Source organism: Mesorhizobium sp. M1322 (assembly GCF_040318085.1).
Classification (GTDB): Bacteria; Pseudomonadota; Alphaproteobacteria; order Rhizobiales; family Rhizobiaceae; genus Mesorhizobium.
In genome coordinates this window covers 15,192-30,313 of sequence record NZ_JAMYLP010000022.1, presented here as the reverse complement: position 1 = coordinate 30,313, position 15,122 = coordinate 15,192, and the positions used below count along the sequence as shown (strand labels likewise).

Genomic DNA, 15,122 nt, shown 5'->3' with positions numbered 1-15,122 from the left:
AGCGATAGAGTGCATCCGGCAACGAATTTCCGCGCCGGACGCCGGCATTGCCGCCTTTCCGGGCCGCATTGCCGGCACAGCACCTTACCGCGGCAAGGTCTCGAAATCTCGCCGCCCAAGCCGCCGGTTTGTAACCGGCTTGTGACGACAACAACTCGTGACAACAACAAAAGAGGAGAGCAGACATGTTGCAGCAACGGAAAATCAGGACCACGGCCGGCCGCGGCCGCCTGTTCGACAGCATTATCGACACGGTCGGCGACACGCCGGTGATCAGGGTCAACAATCTCGGCCCCGACCACGTGACGATCTATGTGAAGGCCGAGTTTTTCAATCCGGCGGCGTCGGTGAAGGACCGGCTGGCGCTCAATATCATCGAGGAGGGCGAGCGCAGCGGCGCCTTGAAGCCGGGCCAGACGGTCGTCGAGGCGACCAGCGGCAACACCGGCATAGGGCTGGCCATGGTCTGCGCGCAGAAGGGCTATCCGCTGGTGGTGACGATGGCCGACAGTTTCTCCATCGAGCGCCGCAAGCTGATGCGCATGCTGGGTGCCAAGGTGGTGCTGACGCCGCGCACCCAGAAGGGTTTTGGCATGTACAACAAGGCGGTCGAGCTCGCCGAGGCCAATGGCTGGTTCCTGGCCCGCCAGTTCGAGACCAAGGCCAATGCCGCCATTCACGAGGCGACGACGGCGCGCGAGATCATCAACGACTTCGCCGGGTCCCGGCTCGACTGCTTCGTCACCGGCTACGGAACCGGCGGCACCGTCGTCGGTGTCGGGCGCGTGCTGCGCCGCGAGCGTCCCGAGACCCGGATCGTGCTGGCCGAACCCGCCAACGCCCAACTTATCGGCAGCGGCAAGGCGCAGGAGCGCGCCGCCGACGGCGCGCCCGCCGCCAGCCATCCGGCTTTCGAGCCGCACCCGATCCAGGGCTGGACCCCGGATTTCATTCCCAACGTGTTGCAGGAGGCGGTCAATGCCAGCCTCTATGACGAGGTCATGCCTGTTCCCGGGCCTGAAGGCATCAAATGGGCCAAGGCGCTGGCGCAAAAGGAAGGGATTTTCACCGGCATCTCCGGCGGAGCCACTTTTGCCGTGGCACGCCATATCGCGGAAAAAGCTGCACCCGGCTCGGTGATCCTGTGCATGCTTCCCGACACCGGCGAACGCTACATGACGACGCCGCTGTTCGACGGCATCGAAGCCGAGATGGACGCGGAGGAGACAGCCCTTTCGCGCTCGACGCCGGGCTGCCAGTTCCCGGCTGAATAACGGCGCATCGGGAGCGACGCGGATGGACACTATGCTGAAGGCCACCGGCACGGCCCGTGTGGTTGCCGAAGAAACGCTCGATCCGGTCGACTGGGCCGGTGTGCAGGCGCTGTCGCACCGGATCGTCGACGATGCCGTCGACTATCTGCGCGACGTCCGCGAACGTCCAGTGTGGCAGGACATGCCCGAAGAAGTGAAAGCCTTCTTCGCCGCGCCCCTGCCGCGATCGCCTCGACCGCTTGCCCAAGTCTATCGCGAGGTCGCCGAGAACGTGATGGCCTACCCGATGGGCAACATCCATCCGCGCTTCTGGTCCTGGTATATGGGATCGAGCAATTTCACCGGGGCGCTCGGTGATTTCCTGGCGGCGGTCCAGGGTTCCAACCTCGGCGGCGGCAACCATGCCGCCGCGCTGATGGACAGCCAGGTCGTCGACTGGTGCAAGCAGATGATGGGTTTTTCGCAATCGGCCAGCGGCACACTGGTCAGCGGCGGCTCGATGGCCAACATCATCGGCCTGACCGTGGCGCGCAACGCTAGGGCAGGCATCCACGTGCGCGAGCTTGGCGTTGCCGCCATCGACAAGCCGCTGCGTTTCTATGGTTCGGACCAGCTGCATTCCTGCCACCGCAAGGCGATGGAGGCGCTCGGCCTCGGCAACCGGGCGCTGCGCCGCATCCCGACCGATGCCGGATTGCGGATCGACATCGAAGCCTTGCGAGCGGCGATCGCCGAGGACCGCAAGGCAGGTTTTCGGCCGGCCTGCGTTATCGGCACGGCAGGCACCGTGAACACCGGAGCGATCGACAATCTGCAGGCGCTTGCCAAGCTGGCGCATGAGGAAGACGTCTGGTTCCATGTCGACGGCTGCATCGGCGCGTTGATCGCCATCGCGCCAGAGAATGCTCATCGCGTCGCCGGTATCGAATGGGCCGATTCGGTCGCGCTCGATCCGCACAAATGGCTGCATGCGCCGTTCGAGGTCGGCTGCGCGCTGGTGAGGGATGCTTCAGCGCATCGCAAAACCTTCGCGGTCACGCCGGAATATCTGGAATCGACGCCGCGCGGCCTCGCGTCGGGCCAGTGGCTGCATGATTTTGGCCTGCAGACGTCACGCGGTTTTCGCGCGCTGAAAGTGTGGATGGCGCTGAAGGAGCACGGCATCGAGAAATTCGGCCGGCTGATCGACCAAAACATCGCACAGGGCCACACGCTCGGCACGCTGATCGAGGCCGAGCCGTTGCTGGAACTCGTCGCGCCGCCGAGCATCAACATCGTCTGTTTTCGCTACCGCGGCGACGGGCTGACGGGAGAGCGGCAGAAGGCACTTAACACCGAGATCATGCTGAGGCTGCAGGAAGACGGCATCGCCGCCCTTTCGGATACGACGGTACACGGCCAGCATTGCCTGCGTGTGGCGATCAACAACCACCGCACCCGGCGCGACGATCTGGACCTGCTGGTGCGGGAAACGGTGCGGCTTGGGCAGGAGATTTCGAGGCCTGGCGTCGCCGGCTAAGGAGCCTCGCCCAAGGCAATCGCTTCAGACAAATCGCAGCACCCAATTCGCGTGGGTGATCGACTGTTGATGTCGGCGCTGCCCCTCACCTGCCTGCCGGCATCCTCTCCCCGTAGAACGGGGAGAGGGGCGCTGTCATTGATCGCTTCGCCCATCTCGAACGTTGCAGAAGGAGCGCTAAGGTTGCGGCCAGCGGGCTTCTCCCCGTTTACGGGGAGAAGGTGCCGGCAGGCGGATGAGGGGCGGCGCCAACCTGAAAACGATTGCCCCTGTGCCCCGCAACGAGGATCACGCCTCGAGCCAAACCTTCTCGAAATGCTGCTCCAGCGACTGGTGCTGCTCGCAGCCATGCACGCCTTTGCGGAACGTCCGGTAGACCGAGCGCCAATAGGGCTGGATGATGATGCCGGAGTTGCGCAGGTTCTGCTCGATCTTGGCCATGATCTCCTTGCGTGCACTGGCGTCGGGCGTAGCCAGCGCCTTGTCGAGCAAGGCGTCGAACTCCGGATTGGCGTAGGCGGTCTCGTTCCAGGCGGCGCCGGATCTGTAGGCCAGAGCCAGCACCTGGACGCCGAGCGGCCGGCCGAGCCATTCGGTGCAGGACAAGGGATACTTGCTCCAGTCGTTCCAGAACGTCGCCGCCGGCAGCACGGTGCGTTTGACCTTCAGCCCGGCGTCGCGCATCTGCGCGGCGATGGCGTCGCCGGTGTTCTTCTGCCAGTCGACATCGACGGAGATGAGCTCGAATTCGTGGTCTGACTTGCCGGCCTCGGCAAGCAGCGCCTTGGCTTGATCGACATTGCGGACGGCAGGGCCGATATCGGCATATTCGGCATGCATCGGCCCGACATGGTGGTTCTCTGCCGGCTTGCCGCGGTCGTCCATGCCGATCTTCAGGATCGCGCCATTGTCGACGGCGAGCTGGGCGGCCCGCCGCACCCTGATGTCGTCATAGGGCGGATTGCCGACATTGAAACGCGCGACGATGGTCGAGCCGGTGGCAAGTTCGGAATTGCTCAGAGCCATCGAGTCGGTCTGCGAGACGGTATCGGCGGCGGTTTCGTGGTTGGTGTCGATCTCGCCCGATTCGAAAGCCGAGAACATCGCATTGGGATCGGAGCCGTAGTCGACCCATTGGATGCCGTCGAGCCAGAAATCGCCCTTCCACCACGGCTTGTCCTTGCGGCGGACCTCGGCGCCAACCTCGGCGTCCCATTGCACCAGCTCGCAAGGTCCAGTGGTGATCGCCAGCGCCTTCAGCGGATCGCCGTCGCCATCGTAGCTGCGATGCATGATCAGCGCCGGATAGTCGGTCATGCCGGCAATCAGCGAAATGTCGGGCTTCGGCAGATTGAGCCGGACGGTAAAGTCGTCGACGCGCTCGATGCCGCCGTCGATAGGTTTCTTGGTGGCGGCATCGACCAGCGCCCCCATGCGCTCGGCGACCGAATTGCCGGCAACGCTCGCATCGCACCAGCGCGTCAGGTTGTGGACGACGTCGTCGGCGTTGAAGGTGTCGCCGTTCGACCAGGTGATGCCCTTGCGGACGTGCAGCGTCAGCACGCGCGCGTCGTCGCTGGTCTCCCAACTCTCGAGCAACCACGGCTCGAAGGTGAAATCACGGTTCCAGCGTACCAGATATTCGTTGCACTGGCGGGCGACATTGGACATTTCGACGCCGTCGAAGGTGCGCGGGTCCTTCCAGCCTTTGACGTTCATGGCGACGCGCAGGACGCCGCCGCGCCTCGGCTCCTCCGCCGCCCTGGCCGGGGAGGGCGCAAGGCCGCCCAGCGCCAGCGCGCCGGCGGCGCTGACGCCGAGCGCAGCCATGGTAGCGAGATATTCGCGCCGGTTCATGCTGCCTTCCTTGAAGCCGTCGGCGACGGGCTCAGCCTGCGGATGCAACGCTCTCTCGGTCAGCATGAATTTCATCGTCGATCCTCCCTGTCGGGGGGCCCCGGCGCCGCGCCCCCGGGGCGGGGGGGGGGGGGGGGGGGGGGGTGGGGGGGGGGATGTGAATTGGGGGGGTGGTGGGGGGGGGGGGGGGGGGGGGGGGTTTTTTTTAAAACTACAAGGCATTATTTTTTCGGGCGTCGCCCGGGGGCGCCGCCCGGGGGCCCCGCGGCGGGGGGGGGTTGGGGGGGGGCGGGGCGCCTTTGGCCATGGGCAATGATAGTGCGGGATTAAGCGGGGAAGTGTTCGGATTTCCGCAGTTGTTGTGCGCTGTTCCGCAGAGGTGGAAGGGGAGTTGGCTCGGGCGCAACTGGTTGGAAGACAATGCGAAGCAGAGTGAATAGCGCGTACATCCCGCATCTCCGCATTCTTCGGCTGATGAGTACCGCAGCGGTGCAGAAGGCGATGGCGCTAGCGTTGGCGAACTCCTCGGGATCGAAGGAGCAGCGGAACAGCCCCTACAACCAGTCGCCCTTGCCGAGCGTGGCGATGGCGGCGACGATGCGGGTGAAGGCTTCGCCGGCCCGTGGCACGGTTTTGCGGGCGCGCAGGAAACTGTGCACGAGGCGCTGCTCTTCGTACCACCAGGCGCGGCCGCCGGCGGCAAGGATGCGGTCGCGATAGGCCTCGCCGTCCGATGACAGCGGATCGCATTGCGCTGATACGATGACCGTCGGCGGCAGGCCGGAGAAATCGGTGTCGCGCAGCGGCAGGAAGGTCGGGTCGTCTGGTGACTGTGCCTTGCCGGAGCGGACCTGTCTGTAAAATTCGATGTCGCTGAGGGTGAGCAGCGGCGCCGCGGCGTGCTCGACATAGGAGCCGGCGCTCTCGTCGCCGCCCAGTTCGGGATAAATCAGCACTTGGCCGATCGCGGGGCGAGGGTGGCGGCGCGCTGCATGCGCCACCGCGGCGGCAAGATTGCCGCCGGCGCTCTCGCCGCACAGCACGACCGGCAGGCCGGTTTTGGCAGCCGCCCATTCGAACACCGCCAGCGCATCGTCGAAAGCGGCCGGATGCAGATGTTCGGGCGCCAGCCGGTAGTCGGCGGACAAGACTGCAAAGCCGGTGCCGGCACAGATCTCGGCGCAGATGTCGTCATGGCTGTCGAGCCCGCCAAGCACAAAGCCGCCGCCGTGATAGTAGACGACCGTCGCCTGCGGCGCCTTGCCAGCCAGCTGGTAGCGCCGGATCGGGATCGCATGGCCGCCGGCGGCAACCGTGCCGTCGCTGGCTTCGACACCTGCGGGATAACCCGGGTGGAACGCCCGGCACATCGCGTCGTAGACCGCCCGCTGCTTATCGACCGGCAGGTCCATTTCGGGCGGATACCATGCATTGACCCGGTCGATATAGATCCACAGCGCCGGCTCGAGCAAAGTTGCGTATTTTCCCCGTTTTGCTGTCTCGGGCTGTTCGGCGCCACTGACCATCGCCATCCGGTCCCATCAATCCGCTGGAGGCGTCAGAGCTCGTCGTAGAGCCGGGCCGCATTTTCATAGGTGAAGCGCAAAGGCACGGAACCCTGGACCTGCCATGCATCGACCGTCTCGCCTGCCATCAGCCGGCAGGCGCCGTCGGTGGTGGTGACGGCGCCGCCATAGAGCCGGTTGGCAAGGTTGAGGATGGCGGTCTGGTGCATCGCCGTTCTGCCGCTGCCGCAGGCATCCTTGACCAGCAGCACGCGAAAGCCGAGTGATACCGCATCCCTGACGGTGGCGTCGATGCAGGCCTCGGTCCACACGCCGGCAACGACCAGCCACTCGATCCCTTCGGCCTTGAGCCGCCCCGCGGCAGGGCCGGCACCGAAGGCGCTGGCCTCAGTTTTGACCAGCATCATCTCGCCGGCGACCGGCGCCACTTCCGGACAGATCGCCGTCAGCGGATCGTCCTTGTCGGAGAAGGCCGACCTGCCATTGGCATCGACCGGGTGGAACCGCCGCGCCTCCTTGGTGAGGTCGACGATATAGGCCGAATGATAGAGCAGCACATCGTTGGCCCGCGCCGTTGCCTGCAGGCGCTGGACGTTGGCGAGGATGTCGGCAAAACCCTCGACCAGGTAACGCTTGTCCTGCCGATGCTCCTCCTGGAGGTCGACGAAGACCGCGGCCGCCGTGCCGCGCTCGATCGAGACCGGGCTCTTCATGCGGATAGCTGAACTTCGTCATTCCCGGGCGAAGCAGCCGCGAAGCGTCGTCGCGAAGACCCTGGAATCCATGCCGTTACCTCTAGCGAAGAATGCAACGGAACAGAGCTCTGCACCGGTTCGAAGCCTAGATGTAACGGCATGGATCCTAGGGTCTGCGCCGCGTCGCTGCGCTCCTTGCTCAGCCCTAGGATGACGAAAGCATGAGCGCTGCGGCTAGTCCCGAAGGTTTGCGATACCGCACCGCGACCAGTGGTGGATGCTGGGGTCAAACCTGTTTCTCCAGAAAATCGTCCTCATAGGGAAAGCGCGACAGAAGCTCGGTGCCGGTCTCGGTGATCAGGATCTCGTCCTCGAGCTTGACACCCTCGCGTCCGCCTTTCTCGCCGATATAGCTCTCGACGCTGACCACCATGCCGGGCACGACAAAACCGTCGCGGCCATAGGTCTCGTAGTCCATGGCGTGCGCGATGAACGGCGTCTCGCCATGCATGCCGACGCCGTGCATCACCGACGTATAGCGCTGGTCGACGAAGCGGTCCGGGATCTTCCAGGCCTTTTCGGCGATCTCGCGAAACGCCATGCCCGGCTTCACGATCGAGATGTTGTGCTGAACCTGGTCGTGGGCCATGCGGTAGAGCGACTTCTGATAATCCGTCGGCTTGCCCGGGCCGCAGCGGAAGGTGCGCGAGAAGTCCGAATAATAGCCGTAGCAGCCGATCGTATCGGTATCCAGCGCCAAAAGTTCGCCCGGCCTGATCTTGCGGCCGCTGGCTTCGTTGAACCAAGGGTTGGTGCGCTGGCCCGAGGTCAAGAGCCGGGTTTCGATGAACTCGCCGCCCTGGCGGATCACCTCGTGATACATGATGGCGAACAGCTCGTTTTCGGACACGCCGGGCTTGATCGCCTCGCGCACAGCGTAGACGGCAGCCTCGGCGCCAGCCATCGACACCTGCAGGCATTTTACTTCTTCGGGCGTCTTGACCGCGCGCACCGCGAGGATCTCGCCCTGGCAATCCCTGACCTCGCAGCCGCGCTTCTCCAGCGCCAGCGCCTGCAGATGGCCGCAACGGTCGAGGCCGAGCTTCATCGAACCGCCGCCATGCGCCTTGAGCAGTTCGGCGATTTCGTCGGCGAAGGGACCTGCGGTTTCGTCGTCGCGGCCCGACACCGAAGACCACACCAGCTTGGACGGCCGCGCCTCGTCGATGGTGTCGAGCACCATCGAGACATGATAGCTCTGCGGATATTCGAACAGCACGATCGGCCCTTCGGTCGGGATGAAGAAGTAGCGGGTCGAGTTGCGCAGGAAATAACCGAACATGTTGCGCGAGCCTGTGGCGTAGCGCTGGTTATAGGGATCGAACAGCACGACGGCGCCATAACCGGACTCGCGCATCCAGGCGCGCAGCTTCGCCAGCCGCCCCTTGCGCAGCGCGTCCGCATCGATGAAGGATGGCTCGGTGTCGGACAGCCACATGCCGCCGGCCGGATCGGCCGCCGCCGGGTGGCGCATACGGTCTTTGAAGTCGACGTCCTCGGTGCTGTCGGGGTCGAACACGACGATGCTCATGAGTGCCTCCTGGAAGCAGGAAGATGGGCCATGCATCGATCAGGGGCTGTGCAGGATACCGCATATGTTGTGCCGAACGCCGCTTGAAGTCGCTCCGTAGCGCTCCACGGCGCCCCCCTCTGTCCTGCCGGACATCTCCCCCACAAGGAGGGAGATTGGCAGCTGCGGCGCTCCGCTCACCCTTGCGACGCTGGAGATTGGCGAAAGCCGGGATGACAAGCCGATCTCCCCCCAAGTGGGGGAGATGCCCGGCAGGGCAGAGGGGGGCGCTGTCCCGCCAACGTCTCGCAAGATCTATTGCCGCCGCGCCACCTTCGGTGCATGCCCATGCTCCTCGCGAAACGCCCGGGCAAAGCTCGACATCGAAGCAAAACCGCAGGCCAGCGCCACGTCGCGCACCATCAGCGTCGAATGCGCCAGGAGGTCGGCGGCGCGTTTCAGCCGCAGGCGGCGGTAATAGCCGTTGGGCGAGATGCTGAGCTCGGTTTTCGTTCGAGCTTGTCGGAGGACACGCCGAGCTTTTCCGCCAGCGCTGCCATGCCGAGCCGTTCCTCCACCGCATCCTCCATGATGGCAATGGCCGACAGCACCAGTTCGTTCTGGACGCCGGTGCGCAGCCGCAAGGGCATCAGCTTGCGGTCGACGCTGGAGCGCAGCGGGCTGTGCACGAACCATTCAGCAACGCCGGCGGCAAGCTCGGCGCCATAGTCCGATGTGATGATCTCCAGCATCATGTCGAGGCTGCCGACGCCGCCCGCCGAAGTGAAGCGCCTGCGGTCGATGACGTAGAGATCGCGCCTCAGTTCGATGTCCGGAAACGCCTCGGTGAACGCCGCCTGGCTGGTCCAATGCAAGGTGCAGGCATGGCCGTCGAGCAGGCCAGCCCGCGCCAGAAAGAAGGCGGCATCCGCCACCGCGCCGATATGAGCGCCGCCGCGCAGGCTCCTGCGGATCCAGCTCACGGCATCGTCGGCGACAAGATGATCGGCATCGCCGCCCGAGCAGACGACGATGCAGTCGACCTTCGGCGCATCGCCGGCGAAGAAGCCGGGCTGGATGACAACGCCGTTCGAGGCCTCGACCGGACCTGCGGCAGCGCCGACGATGATCCAGCGGTAGTATTCTTTCTTGGCCAGCACGTTGGCGGCACGCAGCGGCTCGATCACCGAGCTGAACGCCATCATCGGAAAGCCCGGGAAGACGAGGATGGCGAAGGTGAGCGGGGCTTCGGTGGGTTTTAGTTGGTCGCGCTCGCGAATGGTCATGGCTTCAACCGGCCTGTCGGCAATTGCAGGAAGTCACAATTTCGCCAGATGCAGCGGAGGTCAACGGCTATCGAACAGGTCCCAGAACAATCCCTTCATGCTTGCGCTGCCCACATCCGCTGTGTTTCAGCGTTGGTGATTGGCGAAAGCCGAAGCGACATCCAATCTCCCCCCTTGCGGGGGAGATGCCCGCAGGACAGAGGGGGGTGGGAAGGATCGCCAACATCCGACTTCAGCTCCCCACCGAAATCAGCCTGAGGCGTGGCCCCATTGATTGACAGGTCGGCGGGACAGCACCCCCCTCTGCCCTGCCGGGCATCTCCCCCGCAAGGGGGGAGATCGGCAGCTTCACCGACAGGCGCCTAGTCCTGAAGCGAGTGCCGGTAGCATTCGCTCCCCCCCTCAACTCGCCAGCGCCTGGTCCAAATCCGCAATCAGATCATCGCCATCCTCGATCCCCGCCGACAACCGCACCAGCGAATCGGAAATCCCGATCTCGGCGCGTTTTTGCGCCGGGATCGAGCCGTGCGTCATCAGCGCCGGGTGCTCGATCAGGCTTTCGACGCCGCCGAGGCTTTCGGCCAGCGTGAACAGCTGCGTGTGTTCGAGGAAGCGTTTTGTCCCGGCAAGGTCGCGGTCGAGCTCGACCGTGATCATGCCGCCGAAGGCATGCATCTGCCGCCTGGCGATGGCACGCTGCGGGTGGCTGGTGAGACCGGGATAGATGACGCGGCGGATGTCGGGGCGGCTTTCCAGCCAGTGCGCGATCTTCTGGCCGTTCGACGAATGGCGCTCCATCCTCAGCGCCAGCGTTTTCAGGCCGCGCAGCGCCAGAAAACTGTCGAACGGCCCTGATATGGCGCCGACGGCGTTCTGCAGAAACTTTAGCTGGTCGGCCAGATCCTTGTTGTCGCCGACCACGGCGACACCGCCGACCATGTCGGAATGGCCGTTGAGGTATTTCGTCGTCGAGTGGACTGATATGTCGATGCCGAGCTCCAGCGGCCGCTGCAGATAGGGGCTGCAGAAGGTGTTATCGGCGACCGAGAGCACGCCTTTGCGCTTTGCCAGTGCCGCGACCGCTTCGAGATCGACGACGCGCAACAGCGGATTGGTCGGCGTTTCGACCCACAGCAGTTTGGTTTCCGGGCGGATCGCCGCCTCGACGGCGTCAAGATCGGTGAAGTCGACGAAGTCGACCTGGAGGTTGGCCGAGCGTTTGCGCACCCGCTCCAGCAGCCGAAACGTGCCGCCATAGATGTCGTCGGTGGCGACGACATGGGCGCCCGAATCGAGCAGTTCGAAAATGGTGGCGATCGCCGCCAGCCCCGAGGCGAAGGCGAAGGCGGCTGCGCCGCTTTCGAGATCGGCCACCGCGCGCTCGAAGGCGAAGCGGGTCGGGTTCTGGCTGCGCGCGTACTCAAAACCCTTGTGCACGCCCGGGCTTTGCTGGCCATAGGTCGAGGTCGCGTAGATCGGCACCATCACCGCGCCCGTCGTCGGGTCGTGACTCTGGCCGCCATGGATCGTGCGCGTCGAAAAGGCCAGACGGTTGCTGCCCGATACGGTGGCTTTAATGGTCATTTTGCGCGGCGCCTCAGATGGTTGATCAGGTCGATACGGGTTATCAGGCCGATGAACTCGTCGCCGTCAAAGACGATCGCGACTTCGTTGCGGTCGAACACCGGCAGCAGCGCGTCCAGCGTCTGGCTGGCCTGCAGCGTGTGCAAATTGGCTGTCATCGCCGTGCGCACCGGAGCCTTGAAGCGGTCCCAACGGCTGTCATAGGGGCCTTCGACGTGGGCGAGGATATCGCTTTCGTCGACGATGCCGACCAGCCTGCCGTCGTCCAGCACCGGCAGTTGCGAGACATCGGAACGGCGCATGCGGCCATAGGCGTTGAGCAGGCTTTCGTCCGGGCCGACAGACACGATGTCGCCGGTGCGGTGCGTGCGCATCACCAGATCGCGCAGGTCGCCATGCTGCTCATGCTCGGCGAGGCCCTGCTCGATCAGCCAGAAATCGTCGAACACTTTCGACAGATATTTGTTGCCGCTGTCGCAGACGAAGGTGACGACCCGCTTCGGCACGGTTTGCTCGCGGCAATAGCGCAGCGCCGTCGAAAGCAGGGTGCCGGATGACGAGCCGGCGAGGATGCCCTCCTTGGAAAGCAGGTCGCGCACCGCCAGCATGCTCTGCTTGTCGGTGATCGAGTAGGCCTTCTTGACCAGCGACAGATCGGCATTGGGCGGCACAAAATCCTCGCCAATGCCTTCCACGGTCCAGCTTCCGGCCTCTTGCATCTTGCCGGTCTTGATCAACGGCGCCAGCACCGAGCCGACCGGATCGGCGAGAATCATCTCGGTCTTCGGCGAGCCCTTTGCGAAGTAGCGGCCAAGCCCGGTCAGGGTGCCGCCGGAGCCGACGCCGACGACCACTGCGTCGACATCGCCGTCGAGCTGCGAATATATCTCGGGACCGGTCGTGGTTTCATGGGCGTCCGGATTGGCCGGATTGGCGAACTGATTGGCATAGAAGGCGCCGGGCAATTCGGCGGCGATCTTTTCGGCCATGTCCTGATAGTATTCGGCGTGACCCTTGCCGACATCGGAGCGGGTCATGCGCACTTCCGCGCCGAGCGCGCGCAGATGCTGGATTTTTTCGCGCGACATCTTATCGGGCACGACGAGGATGATGCGGTAGCCCTTGGGAATGCCGACCTGGGCCAGGCCAAGACCGGTGTTGCCGGCGGTCGCCTCGACGATCGTGCCGCCGCGCTTCAGCTTGCCCTGTTTTTCGGCGCCGGCGATCATCGACAGCGCAATGCGGTCCTTGATCGAGCCGCCGGGATTCTGGCTTTCGAGCTTGATGAACAGCCGGCACTTGCCGATGTCGAATTTGGTCAGCTCGACGACCGGCGTCTGGCCGATCAGGTCGAGAACCGATGCATAGGGCGGGCGCAGACGGGACATTGCCCTGTCAGAAGATGGGGCCATCTCCGAAGGGGCAACGTCAGGTGCGGCGATCTTGTGCTTGCTCATATTCAGATGCTCCGTGGTCAAGCGACCGCCTTGGGCAGGCTGTCAGCCTATCTTCTTTTCCAGCCGTTTGCAGTCTGAAAGAAGATAGATCGTGCCAATCCGTTGGCCAGACGAGGAATGGGATTCCAGCTTTCGCTGCCGGTGGTCCCAACCCAAATGCCTTCTGCAGCGATCCTTCCCACCCCCCTCTGGCCTGCCGGCCATCTCCCCCGCAAGGGGGGGAGATTGAGCGCTCGGCTGCTTTCGCCAATCATCACCGTCGCAAGAGTGCGCGCGGCATCGGAACTGCCGATCTCCCCCCTTGCGGGGGAGATGGCCGGCAGGCCAGAGGGGGGTGCTGTCCCTCCGGCATCAACAGGTTCTGCCTCACCCCAGCAACCGCCGGCTCAGCCGCGCGCACTGGACGCGGATATCCGGAATGGCGTCGATCTCGAAAAACGTGCCGCGCGTCAGCGGTCCGACCGCCAGTATCTTGGCCGATACGGTGCCGTCGCCGGCGATGACCTCGCAATTGTCTGATACGTCGAGGCCAAGGCGCAGCGGATCCGGCCGGGCCAGCCCGCGGTCGACCAGCGACCGCACCACGCTGTTCGAGGTGGTCGAGATGTCCCTGGCGATGCCGGTGCAGTCGTAGATGCGGGCGACGTCGCATGTTTCGAGACGCTGCGTATGGCGCGACTGGACCTGCACGGTGAATCCATCGCCGGCGGCGATGCTGACGACGCGCCCGGCGACAAGCCGAATGCGGCCCGACTGGACCGCCTCGGTAACGCGGGCGTAGACTTCCGGTGCCATGCGATGGCGGTGGATGTCCCACCACGCCTTGGTGTGCTCGACAAAGCGGCGCTTGGCCGAAGACGGCCAGTTCTGCCAGATCTTCTGGTTGAATGGCCTGAGACCATCGACGACGTCGCGCCAGTCGATGCCGGCCTCCTGGTTTTCCCGGATCAGGTCGCGGAACCAGCCGACGAAATAGGAAAGCTGGGTGCCGAGCGGAATGTCGGCGACGTCGAGCTTGATCGGATTGCCCTTGCGGTGCGGCGAAGGCAGCAGGCCGCGCCGTGACACCGCGATGATCTCGCCGCGATGGCCGCGCTGTTCGAGCGACAGGAAGGCATCGACCATGCTCAAGCCGGTGCCCAGCAGCAGGACTCGGGCTTCCGGGTCGAGCGCGGTGTCAGCTTCCGATCCCATCCTGATCGCATGGCCCTGGCCGGCGCCCGGCTCCTCGTCGTGCCCGGTCGCCAGCACGGCAAGGTGGGCGACGACGCTGGTGCCGTTGGCCAGCGTCACCTCGGCCCCGGACGCGGTCGGCGAGACCGACAGGCTTTCCTCGCGGATCAGGCGAAGACGCCCCGTCTCACGGGCCTCGAGTTCGTCCAGCAGTTCCTTCAGGTAGCGGGCATAGACGCTGCGCGGTGCGTAGACCGGCGCCTGCTCTGCGGTTGCCAGGCGGCGTTCAAGCAGCCAGCGCCAGAAATTGCCGGGATCGTCGGCATAGGCGCTCATGCCGGCCGCGCTGACATTCAGCACATGCGCCGACAGCAGCGTGGAATAGGCGATGCCCTGGCCGAAATGCGGGCGCTTTTCGATTAGCGTGACGCGGAGATCGGGATTGGGCGATTTCAACAGATGCGCGGCAAGGACGACGCCGCTGGCGCCGCCACCGACGATAACGATCGAATTTGGGATAATCGAATTTGCGCGGCCGGTCATGCGCGCACCAATTGCCCTAGGAGCCGTCGGTTCCGGCTCAGGCCTGAATTTTCAACGCAGCCGAAAGGTCGTCGCCGGCGATATCGCGCATCTCGGCGAGGCTGCGCTGATCCAGCACCTCGGCGATCGCTTGCCGGACCTCGAGCATCAGATGTCGGACTTGGCATGTCGCCTCGTTGCAGTCTTCACAGCGCTGATACCGGGTGCGGCTGGCGCAGGGAATTGGAGCAAGCGGCCCGTCAAGCACGCGCACGACATGGCCGATCTTGATTTCATCCGCCGGCCGCGCCAGGGCGATAGCCGCCCTCCTTGCCCTTGCGGCTCTGGACGAAACCGGCGTTGCGCAGCTCGACCAGGATGGCATCGAGAAATTTCTTCGGGATGTTGTTTCCGGTGGCGATATCGCCAACGAAGGCGAGCTGTCCAGCCGGCAGCCGCGCAAGATGGACGAGCGCCTTGAGGCCGTACTTGCCCTTTTTCGTGAGCATAGACCGAACGTTTCTCTGTCATGCGATGGCGCAAGGCCATCGGTTGCGAAACCCCTGGCGTGCGTCCCCACCGCTTCCAAGCTTGTATGCCACATAATTTCTAGTTCCATGATATACAAGCCGTGCACCGTTGATTTTGCTTCGTTTTCA

At 64.5% G+C, this 15,122-nt stretch carries 9 protein-coding genes and 2 pseudogenes; 2 read left to right on the top strand and 9 right to left on the bottom strand.

The window, feature by feature from the left end:
- Window positions 1-185 precede the first annotated feature (185 nt).
- A complete protein-coding gene (locus tag NKH12_RS11315) occupies window positions 186-1,274 on the top strand; it encodes a PLP-dependent cysteine synthase family protein (protein ID WP_352953181.1) in 1,089 nt (362 codons plus the stop codon).
- Window positions 1,275-1,305: 31 nt separating this feature from the next.
- Window positions 1,306-2,793 carry a pyridoxal phosphate-dependent decarboxylase family protein gene (locus tag NKH12_RS11310; RefSeq protein WP_502910780.1) on the top strand — a complete coding sequence of 496 codons (1,488 nt, stop codon included), beginning with the start codon at window positions 1,306-1,308 and terminating at the stop codon, window positions 2,791-2,793.
- Window positions 2,794-3,081: 288 nt separating this feature from the next.
- Here the strand turns inward: NKH12_RS11310 and NKH12_RS11305 are convergent, their stop codons facing one another.
- The 9 genes and pseudogenes from NKH12_RS11305 to NKH12_RS11265 all read right to left on the bottom strand — a co-directional run bounded on the left by NKH12_RS11305 (window position 3,082) and on the right by NKH12_RS11265 (window position 14,972).
- On the bottom strand, window positions 3,082-4,725 hold the full coding sequence (locus tag NKH12_RS11305) for an ABC transporter substrate-binding protein (RefSeq protein WP_352953209.1): 1,644 nt from the start codon (window positions 4,723-4,725) through the stop codon (window positions 3,082-3,084).
- Between the two features lie 479 nt (window positions 4,726-5,204).
- Window positions 5,205-6,182: an alpha/beta hydrolase gene (locus NKH12_RS11300; protein ID WP_352953179.1), complete on the bottom strand. Its 978-nt coding sequence runs from the start codon at window positions 6,180-6,182 to the stop codon at window positions 5,205-5,207.
- A 26-nt stretch (window positions 6,183-6,208) separates the two neighbouring features.
- Window positions 6,209-6,889 (bottom strand): isochorismatase family protein, encoded by a 681-nt coding sequence (locus tag NKH12_RS11295; protein ID WP_352953178.1) that lies wholly within the window; start codon window positions 6,887-6,889, stop codon window positions 6,209-6,211.
- Between the two features lie 268 nt (window positions 6,890-7,157).
- Window positions 7,158-8,462, bottom strand: a complete 1,305-nt coding sequence (locus NKH12_RS11290; RefSeq protein WP_352953177.1) for a M24 family metallopeptidase — start codon at window positions 8,460-8,462, stop codon at window positions 7,158-7,160.
- 294 nt (window positions 8,463-8,756) lie between these two features.
- Window positions 8,757-9,727 (bottom strand): annotated as a pseudogene (locus NKH12_RS11285) (GlxA family transcriptional regulator).
- Between the two features lie 402 nt (window positions 9,728-10,129).
- The gene (locus NKH12_RS11280) at window positions 10,130-11,311 is read right to left on the bottom strand and encodes a cystathionine gamma-synthase (RefSeq protein ID WP_352953176.1); all 1,182 of its coding nucleotides are present in this window, start codon (window positions 11,309-11,311) and stop codon (window positions 10,130-10,132) included.
- Window positions 11,308-12,768 carry a pyridoxal-phosphate dependent enzyme gene (locus tag NKH12_RS11275; RefSeq protein WP_502910778.1) on the bottom strand — a complete coding sequence of 487 codons (1,461 nt, stop codon included), beginning with the start codon at window positions 12,766-12,768 and terminating at the stop codon, window positions 11,308-11,310. Before NKH12_RS11275 ends, NKH12_RS11280 begins: the two co-directional genes overlap by 4 nt.
- Window positions 12,769-13,134: 366 nt before the next feature.
- The gene (locus NKH12_RS11270; RefSeq protein WP_352953175.1) at window positions 13,135-14,484 is read right to left on the bottom strand and encodes an FAD/NAD(P)-binding protein; all 1,350 of its coding nucleotides are present in this window, start codon (window positions 14,482-14,484) and stop codon (window positions 13,135-13,137) included.
- 37 nt (window positions 14,485-14,521) lie between these two features.
- A pseudogene (locus NKH12_RS11265) lies at window positions 14,522-14,972 on the bottom strand (RrF2 family transcriptional regulator).
- Window positions 14,973-15,122 lie beyond the last annotated feature (150 nt).